This is a genomic window from Lederbergia citri, assembly GCF_018343625.1.
Taxonomy (GTDB): Bacteria; Bacillota; Bacilli; order Bacillales; family Bacillaceae_C; genus Lederbergia; species Lederbergia citri.
In genome coordinates this window covers 125,348-145,764 of sequence record NZ_JAGYPG010000001.1, presented here as the reverse complement: position 1 = coordinate 145,764, position 20,417 = coordinate 125,348, and the positions used below count along the sequence as shown (strand labels likewise).

Here is a 20,417-nt window from a genome sequence, read left to right as displayed (position 1 = left end):
TTATGGACTCAGGTTTTTAGTAAAATAAAAAAGCTGTCATAAAGACAACTTTTTATCCTCGAGTATGTGCCCTGTTCTTCATTCTGTTCTCAATATGCTTTCCGGCGTACCAAAGAATGAAAATAATAACGAGAACAATCCCTGTTCGAATTGGCTGTTTAATCAAAGAAACGATGTCATAGCCAATAAAGCTTAAAGTAAAAATCATAACGGCTTTTCCACAAATAACGGCAAGTATATATTGGTATACATTTATTTTAGAAAGTCCTGCAACTATATTTACAATGGCCGACGGTGTAAAAGGAAAACATAATAATAAAAACAGTGGACCAAAGCCTCGTCTTTCTATCCATGCCGTTAAGTTCTGCACATTCTTATTCCTATGTAAAAAGCGCAATACACGGGATTCCCCGTACCTTCGTATAAGCAAAAAAACGAGTAGTGATCCTAGCGAAGCTCCTAACCAAGATAAAAAGAATCCCCAACCTAAGCCAAATGCATTTGCATTAGCCATAACAAAAAGAAATAAAGGTAAGAATGGTAGGAAAGCTTCCAATAAAGGTAATAAAATTCCCGGAAGAGGTCCAAACGATCGGTATTTATCAATTAAATCTACTACATTGTCAAGTGTAAACCATTCTTTGATTGAATAGAAATCCATGAACATTCCTCAATTCACGCTATCAGGATAAAGATTAAGCTTTCTATAAATAATGTAAATTATATCATAATATAAAGGTAAAATTCTTCATCCTTTGTTACAGAATACCCAATTGTGTTTTGTGCTAATCCAATTCAAAAAGAAAAACAATCCTAAGCGATAACTTGGATTGTCTCTACTTCATTAATCTCTGTAAGTTTTAACAAGCTCATCTACGATCATTTTAAAAAGCTTTAAATCTTCTTTAAAATCCTCTGGAGTTGTTTTAGGTGTCTTACCTTTTGCTATAACATCATACAAATACTCTAATTCCTCCGTATAGGCATCTTTAAATGTTGGTCTAATCGTTCTTTCTTCCAGCTCTTCTCCAATTGTTTCTTTAATAGATAGAGTTGTAGGCAATTGACGAATATATGGTGTGTTGTATTGTATTTTTATTTGTTTTGCATCTGAAAAGACCTCCAAATGAGCATCAAATCTCCTAAGATTATCTACACCTGTCTCAAAAGTCGTGCAAAAACCATCATATTCAAAAATGGAACTTATAAAGCTGCCTCCATTCCATTGAGTAGCCGACACGACACGATTAGGAAAACCGATTAACTCCCTCATGGCTGATAAATCATGGCTGCTTAATCCACATAAAAGGCGATAAGCGTTTTGGATTTCACTCGGAACGTTTCCTATTGCAGTCTGAACCATTGCTCTAGCTCTTGCTGACCGATCTGCCTTCGCCTCTTCACCAATATCATTAAAGCGAAGGACATTGTGTGATTGTTCTATAAATAAATGATTATGACCAATAATATCTCGTACTCTCGCATAATTAATTTTCTCTATTTTTTTTACTTCTTCCACACCTTGAATGAAAGCTGGAGCAAAACGTCGCATATAACCTACCATCACTTGAACACCATTTGCATCACGCGCTTCAATTATTTTATCAGCATCTTCCATCGTTAAACACATCGGCTTTTCAACGAATACATGCTTCTTATTTTCTGCAGCTGACACGACACATTCCGTGTGGTATTCATCACTGTTGAGGACGAATACTATATCAAGATCCTCTTGCTTTGTTAGCTCCATTGCATCTGTATATCGATTCTTAACTTGATACTTTTCTCCCATCGTTTCTAGCAATCTTTCAGATATATCGCAAATAGCATTGATTTCATATTTGTTTTTAAGAGATTCTAATATAGGCAAATGAATCGTTTGCGCTACTTCCCCTAAACCTATAATCCCAACTTTTAAAATTTGCATGATCCAATCCCCTCATTTTCTTATGAAATGAAAGGCAGCTAAAATACTGCCTTAATTTATGACAAAACCGTATTGATTTCTAAAGGAAGCCATTCGAGAACTCTTTTAATATTTGTGTCCCAATATTGCCAATCATGACCTCTTGAACCTTCCTCATATGTTAGTTCCAGCCTAATTCCGCTGCATATTTTTTATATCCCTCTATAGATTTCTACTTTTCTATTTTTTCTTTTCTATATTTTACAGTACGGTTATCATTAATTACTCCTTGCCAATTAAGTCCGTAAGCAAAGTCATATGTGTTTCCTTCAGAGTCTATATAACATTCCATATCATGTGGAACATCTTCGAATTGTTCTTCAACCGTTTTCATATTTGCTGGCATTTGCATAGGAAGAAGTCCCGATGGTTCACTGTTCCCACTGATGATGTCGAGCAGCGCTTGATCTTGAACTCCAAAGTTTGCAATGATTGCCTCTACCTCTTTTTCAAATTCTTCTACAACAGCAGGTTTTGAAAGTAAAAGTGAGACTATAACCGGTTTTCCTTTCATTACTTTTTTTGTTTCCATTATTAAATCAAGGTCAGTCGTATTTGGTGGAGTGAACAACTTATTTCGATAGTTTCGATCAAGTACCTCTCTCGGATCACCTGCAATACTTTTTTCCCGAGCATATTCTGCCTTATAAGGCTTGTACTGCAGGCTGATTGGAACATACCCAGTTCCTCCTGCCTCAACATCTTCCCGGCTATAACCAGATCCTTCCGGGTTTGTGATAGCGACAATGGCAAAGTCAGCTTCGTCCGGATTATCTGTCACATTATAATAATTTTTCACGATATCTAGATTAATCGGATATTCCAGTCTTTCAGGTATAACATGTCCAAACCAACTTCTGCCTTCTGCAATATAGCGTTTCGGTATATAAACCGTCTTTCCTTTTTGTATTGGCAACACGTCTTCCTGATTTTTTAATAAAACAAGTGATTTTAATTGGGCTTCATACCCTTTTTTCATAAAATCAGCATTTCCAACAAGCTCAGCACTCTGATCCGGAACTAAATAAGGATTTTCAAAAAGTCCTAATCTAAAAATATTTAACAGAAGTCGAACAGCGGATTGTTCAAAACGCTGCCTCATAAACTCCTCGCCATGTTCCTTTACACCCATTCCATATGCCTCAATAATGGGACCCGCTTCGTTATTTCCACCAAACTGATCGACTCCAGCCATCAATACATTATAATGGCGTTCAGCGACAGTTAGGTGTTCCACACCCCAGGACTTTCCAGCAAAAATATCAACCGACTCAGGTTCATCTCCCGTAATCATCCAATCCGTACAAACGACACCATCATAGCCGTATTTTTCACGAAGAAGCGTTTGAATGATGTATTTATTATACGAATTCCCAACATTTTCTTTTGTTTCTTCATCTTGATCATATGAAATCGTATAATAAGGCATGACCGCAGATGCCATCTTCGTTTTTCCAGATAAGTTGAAGGCGCCTTCCGTAAAGGGAATGAGGTGTCCTTCGAAATTATCACCAGGATATACTGCGTATTTACCGAACCCCCAGTGTGCGTCTCTCCCACCTTCTCCAGATCCCCCGCCTGGCCAATGTTTAACCATTGCGTTTACACTCTCAAATCCCCAACCATCCGTAATTTCATTTTCACCATCCGATGTTTGGAATCCGTCAATATAAGCACGTGCCAGGTCAGTTGTTAACTTTGGATCCTCCCCGAACGTTCCATTGAATCTCATCCATCTAGGATCTGTCGCTAGATCAATTTGGGGAGATAATGCTGTTGAAATTCCAAGAGCTCGATATTCTTTCGAAGCAACTTCCCCAAACTCCTTTACTAGGTTTGGATCAAAGGTTGCTGCAAGTCCGAGTGTTTCAGGCCACATTGAAATGGCCCCGCCAGCACCGGCATTAAATTCAGCGCTTGCTATGGAAGCATGGCGCGGATCAGAACTGTTATTAATCGGTATTCCTAATCCGATCCCTTCTACAAGAGCTTGTGCTTTATTACTCCATTCTGCTGCAATCTTAGGACTTTCCACAGTCGTAATTAATACATGACGTAAATCATCATTGATAAGAAAATCCTTTTGTTGATCAGATAAATCGGAAGGTTTGGCATTACTTTCATCGAAAGGTTTCCCGTCAAATGTTCCAGGAAAAAAACCTTTTGATGCAGGAATCGCTTGATGGCTGCTGTAAAGCATCAAACCAGCGATTTGGTCAATCGACATTTTAGAAGCGAGATCTTTAGCCCTTTCTTCAGGTGAAAGACGCCAATCTTCATATTTATCAAGTTTGCCATCTTTGTTTAAATCTTTAAAAAACTTACCATCTACTTCCAGTATCCCGACCCCGGATTCAGTTGAATATCCAAGAGTAGGTCCTCCTTCATTTTTCACATATTTTATCGGCATAGTCATTCTCCATTCTTATGATTCTATTAATCCCATTTTCATAAGATTGTCATAGCTTATTTTCAAGCTTTCAAATGGATCTCTATCGCTTTCATCCTGCTCAACGATTAACCATTTCGTACCGATTTCCTCTGCTGTATTAGCGATTTCCTTAAAATCAAGGATCCCTTCACCAATTTCTGCAAATGGTTCTTTGACACCTTGTGCAAAAAGTTCTCTCAGATCTAAGAAACCTTCTCCAAACCCATTCGAAATATCTTCTCCTCCAGCTTTCATATCCTTAATATGAAGAAGCGGGGCTCGATTTTTTACTTTGCGAAGATACTCGACGGGATCTTCTCCACCTCTTCTGATCCAATATGTATCCAGTTCTGTTTGCACGAACTCAGGGTCTGTTTCATGTAGTAAAATATCCAGTACATATTCTCCATCTACTTTAAAAAATTCCCAATGGTGATTATGGTATAAGAACGTCACACCTCTCTTGCGGAACTGTTCGCCTACTTCATTCATTTTTTTTGCTTTTTCCAAAACATCTTCTCTGGATTTAAAAATCATCGATACCGTTACAAACTTTTCAGCATCCATTTCTTCAAGATAATCTGCAATTTTATCTACTTCAAAATCCAAAGAATCAAATCCCGCATGTGTCCCGACAACCTTGAGTCCCAATCCATCTAAAAGTGATTTTTGCTCTTGAATGGTCATGCCTTCTGGAGGAAGACCAAGTTCTATCCCTTTGTACCCAATTTCAGCTACTTTTTTTATTGAACCTACATAATCTTTACTCATCGCTTCACGAATCGTGTAAGGCTGAACGCCAATAGGAAACTTTTTCATATATTTATCATCCTCGCAAATTATTAATCTAAAACATTATCTTGTAGGCCGAGCGGCAATGCTGCTGGACGGTCTATCATTGATTGAATATGGATGTGTTTTTCACTCTCTGATGATTCGAAAATTCCTAATGAAATATCTAATATATGTCTTGCTAATTGACCACTTGCTCGATGTTTTCTCCCTGATTGAATAGCATATGCCATATCAGCAACCCCAATTCCCCTACTATCTTCACTGAAACTATGGGTAAGAGGAATCGTTTTCGTTTCAAAATTCGGATATTGAATTGTAACATCGCCAATGAATCCTGGGATAGGTCCAAAGAAGTTCGGATCCGGAACGATCAAATTACCTTTCGTTCCAAAAATTTCAAGTCTTGGGCGATAGCCAAAGCTTTCCTTAGTTGCTTGAAGATTGGCCACTGCTCCACTATGAAAATCTAAAGTCGCTGCTACGTTTGTTGGTGCATCTACTGGGAAGGTTTCACCGAAACGCGGGGACTTTTCATTCGTAATGGTAACTTCTTCATATAGTTTTTGTGCAGAACCAGTTACTCTTTTTACAGGACCTAACATGGCAACTAATGCCGTCAAATAGTACGGTCCCATATCCATAAGCGGATCTCCGCCGAGCTTTAAGAAATTTTGAAAATTAGGATGCATCCCATCGGCAGCACTTCCCATAATAATAGAAGCATTTGCTGCATACGGTTGCCCAATCTCTCCATCTTCAATTAATTTAATACAAGTTTGAATGCTTGCTCCTAAGAAAGTATCAGGCGCACATCCAACAAGTAAACCTTTTGATTCTGCTAAATTCAGCACCTCATCAGCATCTTCGCGATTAAGAGCAAAAGGTTTCTCGGTATACACGTGCTTCCCTGCATTAAGCGCTCGCAAATTAATGGCAGCGTGAACGACAGGAGCAGTTAAATTGATAACGATTTCAATATTGGGATTATCTAGCAATTCTTCAACAGAACAAGAAATAGGAACATTAAACTCCTCTGCACGCTTCGCTGCTAACTCTGGAACTAAATCTGCCACCGCCACTACTTCTAAAACATTGTTAAAAACTTGAGTACAGTTTTTAAGATAAATTGCACTAATCATCCCGCAGCCGATAACACCGACTTTTACTTTTCTCATCCTTTTACCTCCAACTTAAATCAAAATAAAAATCTCCATATTATATTAATTTTCTACAAATCTAATTTCTTTCCTTTAAAATTATTAAAGTTTCTATAGTTGTTTAAAAAACAGTAAGTAGGTTCAAGTCCTGATAATCGGATTCATATTAATAAACATTACATATTAGATTCCAACATTTCCGCTATTAATACCTGCTACATTTTGCTCCAAAGGTAGCCAATCTATTACTTTTTTAATATATCGATTCCAGAAATCCCAATCATGAGCACCATGTCCCTCTTCATATGTAACCTCTATGCCTAGTCCATATAGATAATTTCTAAAATCCTGATTTAGCCCAAGAAGGGAATCGTTATCCCCACAAGTCATGTAGATTTTTGGTATATTCGCATTTTCCTCTACTAGCTTGTTGGCTAGCCATTTTGGATTTTTATCACTTTCAGAAACTTTGGTAAGGTCTCCAAAACACCATTCTGCATAATCACGACTTTCTAGAAAAAATGACACGTCATTCGTTCTATTTTCAATCCCGTCAGTAATAAGGGCTGAAGACAGACCAGCTACATAGCCAAATGTATCGTGGTATTTTAAACCATTTCTAATCGCCCCATAGCCCCCCATCGAAAGACCTGCGATATACGTATCATCTCTATTATGGGAAAGTGGGAACATTTTTCTTGTTATCTCAACCAGTTCCTTGCCGATAAACTCTCCATAAAAGTTGTTAACTCCTGGATTGTCCACATAAAACATATTATCACCAGAGGGCATGACAACAACAAGGTCCTTTTCCTCTGCCCATCTTTGAATATTTGTTCCAGTGACCCAATCTGTATAATTGCCAAATACACCATGGAGCAAATACAATGTTTTGTACGGCTTATCCTCCCTTACTTGCGTTCCTGGAAACGTCATTTTATCTACAGGTAGTATGACATTCATTGGAACCGTTCTTGCTAGCGATTTTGACATAAAGTTTACTTGTAATAAAGCCATCTTTTAGACCCCTTTGTGTTATTTCATTTATTCTTATCAATCATATACTAGTACTTTCTTTAGTCATTTTCCTCCTTGAGCTGCTCTGTCAGAAAGGTAAATTTCCTTAATCTTTCTTCCTTATCCCGCCCATTGCAAGCGCTTTATATTTGATTTTATAGAATTATCTATCCTATTACTATAGAAATATTAAAGAAAAATCATATTCAAATTAAACAACCACTACTATGGAAAGCTTTCAGGAAGTATAGATTACTAAAAAAAGTAACCATACCCCATATTGGTAGGTTACTTACTTATAATCTTATCTAGATGGTATCTACCATTAGAATTATCAATTAAAAGATTAATAAACAAAACGATATTTTCCAGATCCGGCCAATACTTTCACTTCATCGTTATCACTAACTACCGAAAGTCCGTTAGATTGATCTAAAGGAAGCTCACTTTCAAATATTTGTTTCCCAGAAGCATTAGGAAGAATAATTTCAGCTGTTGTATTAGCCGGAATTGTTACTTCCACCTCCATCCTTCCGTCCACATGCTTTGTCCAACTCGAGGAAATCGTACCATACATTGTTTCTAGTTTTCCTTTGGCAAACGACAGTCCTTCTCCTGGAAGCGGCTTGATGATGCTCTTCTTGTAAGCTGGTGTTTGTTCATCCATATCAATTCCTGCCACTTTACGATATAACCAATCGCCAATTGCACCATAAGCATAATGGTTAAAGGAGTTCATATCGGCGCTCCAAAAGCTTCCATCTTCTTTTATGCCATCCCAATGCTCCCAAATGGTAGTGGCACCTTTTGTGACTTGATATAACCAAGATGGATAATCCTTTTGAAACAACAGTTTATAGGCCGCATCATTTTGACCATTTTCGCTTAATACATGGTTTAAGTAAGGCGTTCCTACAAACCCCGTTGTTAAATGGAAATCACTCTCTTTCAGTAATTCCATTAATTTTCCCACTGCTCTTTTCTTTGCTTTTCCTTCTACTAATTCAAACATTAAAGCAAGTAATTGGGCTGTTTGCGTTGACACTGATAGGCGGCCAGCAGGCGTTACAAATTCTTCGTTAAATGCTTTAATTATATTAGCGTGAAGCTCAGCATATTGCTCCGCATCCTGAGATTTCCCTAGTATCTCAGCTGTTTTTTGAAGCAAGGAAGTGGAATATGCATAAAACGCTGTTGCAATATAATCTCGGTCAGTAGCTCCGACATAGCTATCTGGCTTTGAATCAAGGGCAAGCCAATCTCCAAAATGGAAGCCCGTATTCCACAAAAATTCATTGTCTCCTTGGCTGCGAATATATTCAACCCAAGCCTTCATACTATCGTACTGCTCTTCTAGTAATCTCTTGTCTCCATAAACGAGATAAATGGTCCACGGACAAATGACTGCCGCATCTCCCCAGGCAGCAGAACTAAAGGGCGGCGGAAATTCTTTTGATCCTTTCTTTCCAAGAACATTTGGCACAACAAAAGGAACCCCACCATCTTCTGCTTGATCACTTTCTAAGTCTCTTGACCACTTCGTAAAAAATGGTGCTACATTCATTAAAAAAGTAGACGTTCGGATAAACATTTGGGCATCCCCTGTCCACCCTAGCCTTTCGTCTCGCTGTGGACAATCCGTTGGCACATCAAGGAAATTCCCTTTTAATCCCCACAAAATATTATGCTGCAGCTGATTAATCATTGGGTCGGAACATTCAAAGCTGCCAGTAGGCTCCATATCGGAATGAAGCACAACACCCGTGAAATTATCTAAGTGAAGTTGATCCTCTGTAAATCCAATCAACTGAACATAACGGAATCCTTGAAACGTAAAATGCGGTTCAAATGTTTCTTTTTGATCGCCTTTAAAAATATAACGATTCGTTTGTTTTGCTGTACGAATATTATCCATATAGAAATTTCCGTCTTTATCCAGTACTTCAGCATGAATCAATTGCACCTCTTGACCAGCTTTCCCTTGGATCGAAAAACGGACCCAGCCAACCATATTTTGTCCCATATCAAGGACAACTTCGCCTTTTGGGGTCGTAATCAATGCAATTGGAGCGACCTCCTCAATTTTACGAACGTGATCGTTTTCTTGCGCAACAAGAATATTTTTTGTATAGGAAATGACATCAACTTGTTTCCAAGTCTTTTCTTTCTGTTCTAATCGGGCATCATAGGTTTCACCATGATATATTTCTGACATTAGTATCGGACTTGCAGCGGCTTCCCATTGATCGTCTGAATGAATAACTATTTCTGTACCATCTTTTAGTGAAATGTGCATTTGAAATAGAAGCGCAAGACGGTTTCCATAATGTGAATTTGCTCCAGACCATGCAAGTTCACCTTTATACCAACCATTGCCAAACATAGCTTCAATGTCATTGTTTCCGGATTGAAGCAGGGTAGTTACATCATATGTTTGATACTGCAGCCTTTCCTGATAATTCGTCCAACCAGGAGTGAAATAAGCATCCCCAACCTTTTGACCATTTAGTTGCAGATTATAAATTCCCAAAGCGGTTGCATAAATACGTGCGGATGTTACAGGAGCATTTAGACTAAAGCTTCTGCGCAAAACTGGGCTTTGAGAGTCATCAAATAATTCCAAATCACTTGGAGCACTAATCCATTCAGCCATCCATTCATCCTTATTAAGCAACCCGGTTTCCCAAAACGAAATTTCCGACCATCCTGTTCTTTCCCCGTACTGATTCCAAGCTTGGACACGATAGTAGTAACGTGTTCGTGCATTCAACTGTATATCCTTTAATTCAATATGGATGCTCTTATCAGACTCCACTTCTCCAGAATCCCAAAGTTTGTTTTCAAAATTTTGATCCTCTGCAACCTGAATTTGATAGGATCTTTGAACAATTCCCCTCTGATCCGATTCCAACTTCCAACTAATTCTTGGTTTCTTAACATCAATTCCTATTGGATTTTTCTTGTACTCAGTTCGAACATCTGAAATGGTAAACATAGCATTCTTCCCTCCCTTTATAGATAGAGCTTTTTTATTATTCTGATATTAATGTACCATTTTTTGTTTGTTTTTGTATATGTATTTTTGTTTTTGTTTTATTTTTTTTGAAATAAAAAAATGGCTTAAGAAGTGTTTGTCACTTCTTAAGCCATTCATCTTATTATAAATATTTTACAAACCAATCTCTAATATACTCAAGTCGATTGATTCTTAATGTTGGTTTTCCACTCCTTGAAAGTTCGTGATTGGATTCAGGGAAGCGTACGAATTTTGTTTCTTTTTTACGATGTTTTAAAGCGATGAACAATTGCTCAGCCTGTTCAATTGGACAGCGATAGTCCTTTTCACCGTGTAAAATGAGCAGCGGAGTCTCTACGTTGTTTACATATTTAAGCGGTGAATGGTTCCATAGCTTTTCGATGTCGTCTAGTCCCGCGAGAATTTGCCAATCGGTAAAGTAATAGCCAATATCACTTACGCCGTAAAAGCTAATCCAGTTACAAATAGAACGTTGGGTAACAGCTGCTTTAAAGCGATTTGTATGTCCGACGATCCAATTTGTCATGAAGCCGCCATAGCTTCCACCTGTTACACCAAGACGATCTTGATCAATAAAATCATACTTTTCTAATGCATAATCGACAGCGGCCATTAAATCATTATAATCATTGCCGCCATAATCGCCGCGAACCGCATCAACAAAATTCTGACCATATCCGTGGCTTCCTCGAGGATTCGTGTAAAGAACCGCAAAACCTTGAGCAGCAAGAATTTGGAATTCGTTAAAATACGTGTTTGCATACATGGCGTGTGGGCCACCATGAATTTCAAGTATAAGCGGATATTTTTTTCCTTCTTCATATCCAACTGGTTTCATGATCCAGCCGCTTACTTTCCAGCCATCTGCTCCTTCAAATTCAATCGCTTCTGGAACAGATAATTCTCTCGTTTTTAAAAATTCTTCATTTACGTTTGTAAGTTGTTCTTTTTCACCAGTATTTAAATTTACACAAAATAAATCCCCTGGATTTGTCGTCGTACTAATAGCGACAACCGCTTTATCGTTTTTCTGATTGAGTGAAAAACCATATACGTATTGATCATCATTAATTGCTGGATATAACTCACCGGAGAGATTGCCAAAATAAATGGATGTATTTCCGTGATCTGTTACTTGGAAATAGAAACTTTCACTATCTTCTAACCATTGAACTCGAGGTGCAGCGACACCTTGAAGGAAATCCGCGGCAACAAAATCACCGACAGGCGCATCGAAATCACTCGTTACACATGTTTTATTGTCATTTTCCAAATCATAGATCCATAGCTTAGCATGCGTTGCATTTTCAAATTCTCTTTCACTTCCGACATACGCAATATAGCGGCTGTTTGGAGACCAAGACGTTTGATAAAACATTCCCGAACCTTCCGTAAGCTTGCGGGTATCTTTCGTTTCTAAATCTAATAAATATATATCACTCATAAATGAAAAATCTAGATCTTCTGTTAAGTCTGCAGTATAAGCAAGATATTTTCCATCTGGAGACCATGTACCAAGCTGATAATTATGTTTTCCTTCCACAACAAGCTCCACATCTCCAGATTCTAGATTAACCGTCGCAATTTGTGAAAATTGCTCCATATCAATAAATCCAGCTGCATCTGATTTATGCTTCATTTTTTCAATTTCAAGCGGTTTTAGTTCTTTGTCTTCCTTCTGATCTTTTTCAGGTTTATCGTTAACAGTCTCGTCTTTTCCTAATCTTACCGAAAAAGCAATTTTCTTTCCACAAGGTGACCAGACTGGCGATGTTGCACCGTTTTTGCAATCCGTCACTTGTTTCGCTTCTCCTCCTGCTTTTGGAAGAACAAAAATTTGCGGTTTTCCATTTCTCGTTGATACAAATGCTAGTTTACTGCCATCTGGCGACCAAACAGCTGAGTTCGTTTTATGTTCTCCAAATGTCCATTGCTGAGGAATTTTATCATTCAAGTTTATGTAAAATAAATTAGAAACATAGTCTTTTTTCTTTTCGTCAATATGTGTTTCAACATATACTACTTCTGTTCCGTCTGGTGATAGTTGTGGGTCTGCCACTGATTTTAATTGATATAAATCTTCAGGTTTAATCCCTTGTTTAGATGTCATGATTTATCGCCCTTTCTTGTCAATTCTATTCCATTGTACAATATTTCGACACCCTAAGTATTTTTCCTGCTCGTAAAGGAGAAAATTTTTTTGAGCCCATTTTAGTGATGGCAGCATTTACATCTTGCTATACACATTTTTTCTTAGTATCATATAAGGGAACGTACGTTCTATTTTGGAGGTGCATTACAAATGACAAGAATCCCAACCGGGGACCGAGATATCATTGAGCAGGCCATTTATTTGCCTATGTTGCTCACCGTATTGAACCGGGATTTAATTGTAGTAAATACAAGCTCCTTTAAATTGAAAAAACCATATCTGGAATTAATTGAAGAAACAATGAAAGCAATTCAGAAAGATTTAGCTGAAGTAAAAAGGTATTTGCATAAAAATAACATTAAGGTAGAGCGTCTTAAATCAGATGATGCGTTTACAATGTATATGTTCGTTTATAAAGGTTACGAAGAAGAACATAATTACTTTAATCCTAGGCTTAGAAATAGAACAGAAGAATTGCTCCGTTATTACTTATTTGAGAGGTATAAAAACACACACTTGGAAAAAAAAGCGTAGCTGCTTCGCAACAAATACGAAGAGCTACGATGGTTAATCTATAATTGATTGTGGGATAAGTGGTTGTGCACCCATTTGAGTAACAACATAAGCGGCAACTTTCGTGGCAAACTCTATCGAACTTCGAAGCGAATCACCCCTGCAAATTCCTACTGCCAATGCTCCATTAAAAGCATCTCCCGCTCCAGTTGTATCTACCGCATCAACACGTAGCGATTGAACCCAGCCACTTTCTTCACGATTCATATAAAAAGAACCTTTAGATCCAAGTGTAACGACTACAGTTCCGACCCCTTTATCCAATAATAAGCTGCATGCTGACCGAATATTTTCTTCCGTTGTCGTTTCAATACCTGTCAACTGTGCAAGCTCGGTTTCATTGGGAGTTAAAAACGTAATATTTTTTAACAAAGAATCTGGCAAGTTTTGCGAAGGTGCAGGATTAAGGATAACGATTTTCCCATGCTGAGCTGCAATTTCTACAGCCTTTTTGACTGTATCCAATGGAACCTCGAGCTGGAGAAGGAGTGCCTTGCTAGCTGAAATGAGATCAGCTTCCTGTTCAATTTGATTTGGAGTCACTAAAAAATTTGCGCCGGGGAACAAAACAATCGCATTATCCCCTGCATCTGTCACTTGTATAATCGCTTGCCCAGTAGCTCCTTCTTTTTGGACAGAATCAATGTATACGCCTTTATCTTTTAAATTATTTAGAGCTTGTATACCAAAATCATCTTCGCCAACTTTTCCAATAAAATGAACATTTGCTCCTAGCTGGCTTGCCACCACAGCTTGGTTAGCCCCTTTCCCGCCGCAGTGGATACTATGGGACGTGCTATGAAGTGTTTCTCCATTATTTACAACATAAGGAACACGATAAACAAGATCTATATTAATACTCCCGACTAATGAAATATCCATGCCCTTTATCGTCCTCTCGTAAGATCTCTTTTCTTTAATACGGATAATAATTGGCCTTTTGTCAAAATACCTTTTTCCAAGCCCAATAAGGTCGCCATTTTCGCAACTGCTGGTGGTTTCAGCATACTTTCTTCTAAAATTGCATGATTGTAAAAGATATGCTCCGAATTATCGTCCGCAATAATCTTTCGATTTGCCATGACAACAATTCGAGAAAAATAGTCTGTTACAAATTCCATATCGTGCGTAATGGTAATAACCGTCTTTCCTTTTTTCTCCAGCTCATTGAGGAGGTTACTTAAGAGATCCAATCCAACCCGATCCTGGCCGGCAGTTGGCTCGTCCAAAATAATAACATCTGAATCCATCGCTAAAACGGAAGCAATCGTAACAAATTTACGAACGGAGTATGGCAAATTATAAGGATTTTCATGAGAAACATGACTAATTCCGCATAACTCCATCGCCCATTCTGTCAACGCCGTTATACGCTCTTGTTCAAAACCCATATTTTTAGGGCCAAACTGGACTTCAGATTCCACATCATTGTGAAAGATTTGATCATCCGGATTTTGAAAGACATAACCAACTTTTCGAGATACTTGAGCTGTAGTGTAGTCTTTTGTATTCCAATCCCCTACAAAAACATCTCCTTCCGTTGGTTTTAAAAGTCCATTCATTAATTTTACAGCAGTCGTTTTTCCGGCCCCATTTTGCCCAATAATAGCTAGACGTTGGCCACTTGGAACAGTTAGGGTCAAGTTTTCTAGCGCTTTTGTTCCATCAGGATAAGCGAAACTAACATTTTTCAATTTAATTTCAGTCATGAGCACCCTCCCCTATATTTGTCCAACCAATGCTCTCAGGTAATTCTTCATCGCGAATTGGAACATAATTTAATGTAACACCGTTTTGCTGTAGATGGAGAGCAACTTCTGTTACATGTGGATATTGAATGTTATATTCTCCAAATTGGGGATCTGCAAATACTTCTCGGGTCGGCCCTTGTAAAACAATCTCACCATCGTGAAGGACAATCAAATTATCCGCGTATTCAGCAATCAAGTCCATTTTATGTTCTACTAGGATAATGGTTTTTCCCTGTTCTTTCATGAGCCTAATAATATCAAATACATGCTCTGTTCCAATTGGATCTAATTGGGATGTTGGTTCATCAATAACAAGAATATCAGGATTCATCACGATGATTGATGCTAGGGCGACACGTTGACGTTGTCCGCCTGAAAGCCCCATTGGATGTTTATCACGTAAATGCTCGATTTTCACGAGTTTTAAAATTTCATTTACACGGTCTATAATTTCATTTTCTTCTACCCCTAAATTCTCAAGCCCATATGCTACTTCATCAAAAACCGTATCTTTTACTCCTGATACTTGGATAAAAGGGTTTTGAAAGACATACCCAATTTTTTCGCCTAACTGTCCTAATTGGTAGTCGACAATATTTTTTCCGTCGACAATGACATCCCCTTCAAGCTCTCCTTTGTAAAAATGTGGAATGAATCCACGGATAATATTACAAAGTGTCGTTTTACCTGATCCATTATTTCCGATCACGGCGGTAAATTTTCCTTTTTCAATGGAAAAAGAAGCATTTTTAATAATCTTATCATCGCTGACTGGATAACGATATGAGACGTTTTTCATTTCAATGATAGAATTCATGCGAGTATCCTCCATAACACCATTCCTACTAAAATAATAATGTAGACAAACGGTAGAATTCGATCCGCTGCACTTTTTGTCAGCTTATGCAAACTTGTTTTCTTAGTTGGAGCGGAAAACGCTCTTGATTCTAGAGTAATTGCTCGTTCTTCTGTACTTGAGATGGATGATAAAATGAGAGGAGTTAAGGTTGGGATAAATGCTTTTGCTCTAATCAACATTGATCCTTCTGTTTCTACTCCACGTGTTTTTTGAGCATCCATAATTGTATTCGCCTGGCGACGCATTTCTGGAATAATTTGCAATGTAGATAATACAACATATGCTCCCATAGGAGGCAGACCAGCATCTTCAAGTGATTTTACAAAGTCGCGAACTTCCGTCAAGCGGAAAAATAAAATGAATGCAGACCCCATTGCAAGAATGCGAGAAGTAAGCGTTAATCCGTAATTCAAACCTTCCTCAGTCCATTTGAATATTCCCCACTGTCCAATTACATGATCACCTGGATAGAAAAAGAGCTGCATAAGGAAAATAATGATTAGCAAAAATACCAAAGTTTTCAATACAGTTCCAAAAAATTCTTTTATTACACCTGCCGCTGCTGCAACTACAAGTAAAACGGCAAAGCTTATAAATGAGAATAAATAACCTGGTATAATAAGAACGGCAACAGATACAAACAAAGCAAAAAAGAATTTAGTCATCGGATGCAGCTGTTGGATAAAATTTTTCTGCACTATGAATCCTCCTCAGAAAAAGTATCTCTTTCCGCTCCTAAGAACGGAAAGAGTAGATAGAAAATTTATTTGCCGCCGCGTTTCATATAAAGAAGTCCGTAATTCATTTTTGATAGATAGCGGTCTGACATTTTTTTTACAATAAAGTATACGATAAGAGCAGAAACAATTTTGTCGGCAATTTCAAAGACAAAGGATGAAGCAAATACCGCGCTCCAAATTTGTTGTCCAGAAGCAAGAAGTGTTGCTGTAAGAAGAGATGATGTATTTCCAGTAGCTCCCCCAAAGACAAGCACTGTAATCGGAGCGGATACTATAACCGCAATTAATGTAATAATAATACCGGAAACAATCGTTTTAGGAATATTTTTAAACATTCCCCCTTTAGACAAGAACCCTACTCCAACACCAATCGCCATCGATGTAATAGCATAGGGAAAATAAACAGGGTTGAATATACCGTTGATCAGATTTGTGATTAATCCAGCAAGTAATGCTACCCAAGGACCAGCAACGACACCGATTAAAATGGTTCCAATCGTATCAAGAAATATAGGAAGCCTTAAAACGTTTGCAATTTGGAAACCAACAATGTTTACTGCGACGCCAATTGGAATGAGAAGCATCGACATCATATTAAAATCATCTTTAAAACTACGTTTCATCTTGTTTCCCACCTTTTTTAAATTATTGACCGATGTGACGGCCCATTTTTTTAATCGCTTCCATAAATTGATTTACAAAAGCGTCACGGTCTACTGAGTGCAATACTTTAACATTATGAGGTTTTCCTGAACGATGAGCGTAGTCCACAACTGTCGCTCCTGCAGTATGGCGTCCTTCTGTTTCTACAGCTACGTAGCAATCCTCTCCTTCAAAAAATTCCGGAGTGACTACATAAGAAACAGCGCATAGATCATGCAAACGAATGCCATTTTCGAAATCTGTTTCTTGGAAATCATTGTTTTTTGCAGCGTGTATATAGAAACGAAGCATTGAACCAATTTTCTCCGATAAATCTGTACCCATACTTTCAATTTGGCTTAACTCATCCATATTGACATATGCCTTATGAGTGACATCAAGCCCGCTCATGATAATTGGAATTCCTGAACGAAAAACGATGTCGGCTGCATGTGGATCTACATATACATTAAATTCTGCAAAAGGACTCATATTGCCTGCGACAGCAGCACCACCCATATATGAAATATAGCTGATTTTTTCTTTTACTTCAGGATGAGCAAGCAATAGTGCACCAATATTCGTAAGTGGACCAGTTGCGATTAGAACGACTGGTTCCTCGCTTTCTGTTAAAACAGCATTTAATGCATTAATGGCTGTTCTTTTACTTTCAACCAAACTTGGCTCAGGAAAAATGACTTCTCCTAATCCACTTTCTCCATGAACCTCATCCGCAACCTCTAGTTCACGGAAAAAAGGCTCATTTAACCCTCTTGCAATTTCAATATCTTGTTTCATGTAGCTTGTAAAAGCCCTAGCATTATAGATCGTCTTGTCTTGAGTTTGATTCCCTGGTTCAGTTGTAATTAATTTAATATCCAACTCATCTCGAGAAAAAGCTAGTAATAGTGCCATAACATCATCAATTCCAGGATCGCAGTCAATAATTACAGGTATTTTTTTCATCGAATTCACTCCTCGAGTTCATCTATATTCATGCTGTCTATTATGAAAAATTCCAATTATACATTAGGTGGTGTACTACTTTCACGAACTACTAACGTCGGATTAAATAGAACGGATGTCGTTTCGATATTGTCGAGTTTTTGGATTAATAGTTTTACAGCCTCTCTACCCATTTGGTAAGTATCCTGCCTAATAGTAGTTAGTTTTGGTATTAAAGCAGATATTAACGGTATATCGTCAAAACCTACAATCGACAAATCTGTTGGAATACGAATCCCAAGTTCGTGAGCCATACGATAAACACCACAGGCCATCATATCATTGCATGCAAAAATAGCTGTGACTTCTTTTTTCATAAGAAGGTCTTTGGATTTATGGTATGCCATTTCCATCTGAAAATTCCCTTCGATAATATGAGAGGGCAGCAGTTCTACACCTGATTCACGCAAAGCTCTTTGGAAACCTTCGAGACGATCATTGGACAATGCAATGGACCTTGGTCCTATGATGCATGCGATATTTCTATGACCTAATTCTATTAAGTGTTTTCCTGCTAGATATCCACCTTTATCATTATCCAAAAATACTCCGGAATGTTTTTTCTCCTCTTTCCCTCTATCTATAAGAACAAAAGGAATTTTTGCACGTGATAATTGCTCTTCATCTGAAGGATCTAAATAATCTTTTGCTGAAAAAATAATCCCATCTACCTGTTGTTCTTCTAAAAGTCGCAAATATCGCTTTTCCTTATCTGTTTGATCGTCAGAATTACAGATGATAAGACTATATTCACTTTCATTCGCTTCATCTTCTACCCCACGGCAAAGTTCAGGGAAATATGGATTAGATATATTGGGAACAATTAAACCAAATGTTTTTGATCGCTTCGTTACGAGACCTCGAGCAAATTGATTAGGCTGGAAGTCCACCTCCTCCATTACTTTGAGTACCTTTTCACGTGTCTTTTGGGACATTCCCTCCTCTTTTTGATTCAACACTCGCGAAACAGTGGTAATAGAAACTCCCGCTTTTTCCGCTATGTCTTTAATGGTCAATCTTTTCATGCAATCTTCCCCTATAATAGGTTTACTGTTAAAGAAAGCGTTTTACGAAAACCTTTTACGAAAACGTTTTCTGATAAAATCATATTGCGATTCTATTTAAATGTCAATATATTTTTTTTGATATGTTTGTTAGTAGAGTTTGCTTAAGAGCACTCTTCCTGGATTGGAAATATTCTATTACTTTTAAGAGATTTAAAAGAAAAAAGCTTGTTAAGAAATTAGCAATTTCCTAACAAGCTCCAACTTTTACATTATTTTTCTCTTATAATACTATATGTTTTTTTATATTCAGCTGCTTTCATATTAAAGGATCTTGAAGGAAGTGAAGAATACATCTCCATTCTTTCGATATTTTGTTGGAAACTAATTCGTAGTTGCGCAGTCCTGGATAGCTGATTTCCAAACGAACTGAAAGAAATAGGAATTTCGAAGCATTGCTTATTACGAAATTGGATAATCGTATTATTATTACTTCCTTTTTGATGAGAAGTGATATGATCATGGGAAAGCCATATACACTCTGTTCTAGTCGGTGATGTGGTTGGAATAAAATATATTGAGGTATAGGGGTCAATAATGATGGGCGCTTTGTGGGTAACCATTATAAGTGTCTTCGTTCCATCTCTCCTCCCGTTAAAAGAGCTGCCAAAGTATTCACAACCTCTTTTTACGATATCCAATGGTTTTTCTGGAACTAGGAATTGATCCTCCAGTTCAAAAATTTCTGAGTACACTTCATTGTCCTTTATGTACGGTTTGATCATCATAGTGTACGGATTAATTTCATACTCTTCCATCAACAAACTTTCTTTTAACATTTTTTTACTCCTTTCACTAAAATATTACAAATTAACCATATCATAATATAGGTCTAATGTCACTATTTTTTAAAAAAATCAGATAATAGTATAAAAATCAATTATTTATTTTCGAACTCGATTTACTCATCAGAAAATTTACACTGTTCTGTTGATTTTTCCGCCCAATCCGGGTATAATTAAAAAAAGTTTCAGAGGTGATCATCGATGGAAAAGAGGAAATCTTATCAGGAACTGCTTAAAGAGTATACGATGACCCAGAATAAAAATGAAACAAATGCTATGGAATGGTACGCAGATTTTTTCCTAAACGGTCTGCTTTTGCAAAGACGTGAGAAACAGCTTCGCGAGGATATTGACCGTGCGCTTGATCTACATGATAAAGAAACTTTTACAAAGCTCTCGAAAGAATTAATTGATCTTTTGGGTCAATAGACATGTTAAATCCC

At 37.6% G+C, this 20,417-nt stretch carries 18 protein-coding genes; 2 read left to right on the top strand and 16 right to left on the bottom strand.

Going from position 1 to position 20,417, the window contains the following annotated elements; all coding sequences use genetic code 11:
- Nucleotides 1–52: 52 nt before the first annotated feature.
- The 8 genes from KHA97_RS00860 to KHA97_RS00825 form a co-directional block, all read right to left on the bottom strand.
- A complete protein-coding gene (locus KHA97_RS00860; RefSeq protein ID WP_213122915.1) occupies nucleotides 53–661 on the bottom strand; it encodes a TVP38/TMEM64 family protein in 609 nt (202 codons plus the stop codon).
- A gap of 183 nt (nucleotides 662–844) precedes the next feature.
- Nucleotides 845–1,927 carry a Gfo/Idh/MocA family protein gene (locus KHA97_RS00855; RefSeq protein ID WP_233713267.1) on the bottom strand — a complete coding sequence of 361 codons (1,083 nt, stop codon included), beginning with the start codon at nucleotides 1,925–1,927 and terminating at the stop codon, nucleotides 845–847.
- Between the two features lie 211 nt (nucleotides 1,928–2,138).
- On the bottom strand, nucleotides 2,139–4,376 hold the full coding sequence (locus KHA97_RS00850; protein ID WP_233713266.1) for a glycoside hydrolase family 3 protein: 2,238 nt from the start codon (nucleotides 4,374–4,376) through the stop codon (nucleotides 2,139–2,141).
- 15 nt (nucleotides 4,377–4,391) lie between these two features.
- Nucleotides 4,392–5,216, bottom strand: coding sequence for a sugar phosphate isomerase/epimerase family protein (locus KHA97_RS00845; RefSeq protein WP_213122913.1), 825 nt, complete (start codon nucleotides 5,214–5,216; stop codon nucleotides 4,392–4,394).
- Between the two features lie 23 nt (nucleotides 5,217–5,239).
- Nucleotides 5,240–6,367 (bottom strand): Gfo/Idh/MocA family protein, encoded by a 1,128-nt coding sequence (locus KHA97_RS00840; RefSeq protein WP_213122912.1) that lies wholly within the window; start codon nucleotides 6,365–6,367, stop codon nucleotides 5,240–5,242.
- Nucleotides 6,368–6,532: 165 nt separating this feature from the next.
- Nucleotides 6,533–7,366: an alpha/beta hydrolase gene (locus KHA97_RS00835; RefSeq protein ID WP_213122911.1), complete on the bottom strand. Its 834-nt coding sequence runs from the start codon at nucleotides 7,364–7,366 to the stop codon at nucleotides 6,533–6,535.
- A gap of 346 nt (nucleotides 7,367–7,712) precedes the next feature.
- Nucleotides 7,713–10,361 (bottom strand): alpha-L-rhamnosidase, encoded by a 2,649-nt coding sequence (locus KHA97_RS00830; protein ID WP_213122910.1) that lies wholly within the window; start codon nucleotides 10,359–10,361, stop codon nucleotides 7,713–7,715.
- A gap of 163 nt (nucleotides 10,362–10,524) precedes the next feature.
- The gene (locus KHA97_RS00825; protein WP_213122909.1) at nucleotides 10,525–12,513 is read right to left on the bottom strand and encodes a S9 family peptidase; all 1,989 of its coding nucleotides are present in this window, start codon (nucleotides 12,511–12,513) and stop codon (nucleotides 10,525–10,527) included.
- Nucleotides 12,514–12,705: 192 nt separating this feature from the next.
- On the opposite strand from KHA97_RS00825, the gene KHA97_RS00820 reads away from it, so the two are divergent.
- Nucleotides 12,706–13,089 (top strand): hypothetical protein, encoded by a 384-nt coding sequence (locus KHA97_RS00820; protein WP_213122908.1) that lies wholly within the window; start codon nucleotides 12,706–12,708, stop codon nucleotides 13,087–13,089.
- A gap of 33 nt (nucleotides 13,090–13,122) precedes the next feature.
- Here the strand turns inward: KHA97_RS00820 and rbsK are convergent, their stop codons facing one another.
- The 8 genes from rbsK to KHA97_RS00780 form a co-directional block, all read right to left on the bottom strand.
- Nucleotides 13,123–14,010 carry a ribokinase gene (rbsK, locus tag KHA97_RS00815; protein WP_213122907.1) on the bottom strand — a complete coding sequence of 296 codons (888 nt, stop codon included), beginning with the start codon at nucleotides 14,008–14,010 and terminating at the stop codon, nucleotides 13,123–13,125.
- Between the two features lie 5 nt (nucleotides 14,011–14,015).
- Nucleotides 14,016–14,837: an energy-coupling factor ABC transporter ATP-binding protein gene (locus tag KHA97_RS00810; RefSeq protein WP_213122906.1), complete on the bottom strand. Its 822-nt coding sequence runs from the start codon at nucleotides 14,835–14,837 to the stop codon at nucleotides 14,016–14,018.
- The gene (locus tag KHA97_RS00805) at nucleotides 14,830–15,696 is read right to left on the bottom strand and encodes an energy-coupling factor ABC transporter ATP-binding protein (protein ID WP_213122905.1); all 867 of its coding nucleotides are present in this window, start codon (nucleotides 15,694–15,696) and stop codon (nucleotides 14,830–14,832) included. Before KHA97_RS00805 ends, KHA97_RS00810 begins: the two co-directional genes overlap by 8 nt.
- Nucleotides 15,693–16,436, bottom strand: a complete 744-nt coding sequence (locus tag KHA97_RS00800; RefSeq protein WP_325167392.1) for an energy-coupling factor transporter transmembrane component T family protein — start codon at nucleotides 16,434–16,436, stop codon at nucleotides 15,693–15,695. Before KHA97_RS00800 ends, KHA97_RS00805 begins: the two co-directional genes overlap by 4 nt.
- Before the next feature lie 65 nt (nucleotides 16,437–16,501).
- On the bottom strand, nucleotides 16,502–17,101 hold the full coding sequence (locus KHA97_RS00795) for an ECF transporter S component (protein WP_213122904.1): 600 nt from the start codon (nucleotides 17,099–17,101) through the stop codon (nucleotides 16,502–16,504).
- A 22-nt stretch (nucleotides 17,102–17,123) separates the two neighbouring features.
- A complete protein-coding gene (locus tag KHA97_RS00790) occupies nucleotides 17,124–18,086 on the bottom strand; it encodes a nucleoside hydrolase (RefSeq protein ID WP_213122903.1) in 963 nt (320 codons plus the stop codon).
- A 56-nt stretch (nucleotides 18,087–18,142) separates the two neighbouring features.
- Nucleotides 18,143–19,150 (bottom strand): LacI family DNA-binding transcriptional regulator, encoded by a 1,008-nt coding sequence (locus KHA97_RS00785; RefSeq protein ID WP_213122902.1) that lies wholly within the window; start codon nucleotides 19,148–19,150, stop codon nucleotides 18,143–18,145.
- 251 nt (nucleotides 19,151–19,401) lie between these two features.
- Nucleotides 19,402–19,968, bottom strand: coding sequence for a competence protein ComK (locus KHA97_RS00780; RefSeq protein ID WP_213122901.1), 567 nt, complete (start codon nucleotides 19,966–19,968; stop codon nucleotides 19,402–19,404).
- A gap of 207 nt (nucleotides 19,969–20,175) precedes the next feature.
- Between KHA97_RS00780 and KHA97_RS00775 the strand changes: the two genes are divergently transcribed.
- Nucleotides 20,176–20,403 carry an IDEAL domain-containing protein gene (locus tag KHA97_RS00775; RefSeq protein ID WP_213122900.1) on the top strand — a complete coding sequence of 76 codons (228 nt, stop codon included), beginning with the start codon at nucleotides 20,176–20,178 and terminating at the stop codon, nucleotides 20,401–20,403.
- Nucleotides 20,404–20,417 lie beyond the last annotated feature (14 nt).

Coding starts and splice junctions, on each gene's coding strand:
- KHA97_RS00835 (WP_213122911.1), bottom strand. CDS start 7,366: ATGGCTTTATTACAAGTAAACTTTATGTCAAAATCGCTAGCAAGAACG.
- KHA97_RS00825 (WP_213122909.1), bottom strand. CDS start 12,513: ATGACATCTAAACAAGGGATTAAACCTGAAGATTTATATCAATTAAAA.
- KHA97_RS00775 (WP_213122900.1), top strand. CDS start 20,176: ATGGAAAAGAGGAAATCTTATCAGGAACTGCTTAAAGAGTATACGATG.
- KHA97_RS00830 (WP_213122910.1), bottom strand. CDS start 10,361: ATGTTTACCATTTCAGATGTTCGAACTGAGTACAAGAAAAATCCAATA.
- KHA97_RS00820 (WP_213122908.1), top strand. CDS start 12,706: ATGACAAGAATCCCAACCGGGGACCGAGATATCATTGAGCAGGCCATT.
- KHA97_RS00855 (WP_233713267.1), bottom strand. CDS start 1,927: ATGCAAATTTTAAAAGTTGGGATTATAGGTTTAGGGGAAGTAGCGCAA.
- KHA97_RS00780 (WP_213122901.1), bottom strand. CDS start 19,968: ATGTTAAAAGAAAGTTTGTTGATGGAAGAGTATGAAATTAATCCGTAC.
- KHA97_RS00795 (WP_213122904.1), bottom strand. CDS start 17,101: ATGAAACGTAGTTTTAAAGATGATTTTAATATGATGTCGATGCTTCTC.
- KHA97_RS00850 (WP_233713266.1), bottom strand. CDS start 4,376: ATGCCGATAAAATATGTGAAAAATGAAGGAGGACCTACTCTTGGATAT.
- KHA97_RS00805 (WP_213122905.1), bottom strand. CDS start 15,696: ATGAATTCTATCATTGAAATGAAAAACGTCTCATATCGTTATCCAGTC.
- KHA97_RS00860 (WP_213122915.1), bottom strand. CDS start 661: ATGGATTTCTATTCAATCAAAGAATGGTTTACACTTGACAATGTAGTA.
- KHA97_RS00810 (WP_213122906.1), bottom strand. CDS start 14,837: ATGACTGAAATTAAATTGAAAAATGTTAGTTTCGCTTATCCTGATGGA.
- rbsK (WP_213122907.1), bottom strand. CDS start 14,010: ATGGATATTTCATTAGTCGGGAGTATTAATATAGATCTTGTTTATCGT.
- KHA97_RS00785 (WP_213122902.1), bottom strand. CDS start 19,150: ATGAAAAGATTGACCATTAAAGACATAGCGGAAAAAGCGGGAGTTTCT.
- KHA97_RS00840 (WP_213122912.1), bottom strand. CDS start 6,367: ATGAGAAAAGTAAAAGTCGGTGTTATCGGCTGCGGGATGATTAGTGCA.
- KHA97_RS00790 (WP_213122903.1), bottom strand. CDS start 18,086: ATGAAAAAAATACCTGTAATTATTGACTGCGATCCTGGAATTGATGAT.
- KHA97_RS00845 (WP_213122913.1), bottom strand. CDS start 5,216: ATGAAAAAGTTTCCTATTGGCGTTCAGCCTTACACGATTCGTGAAGCG.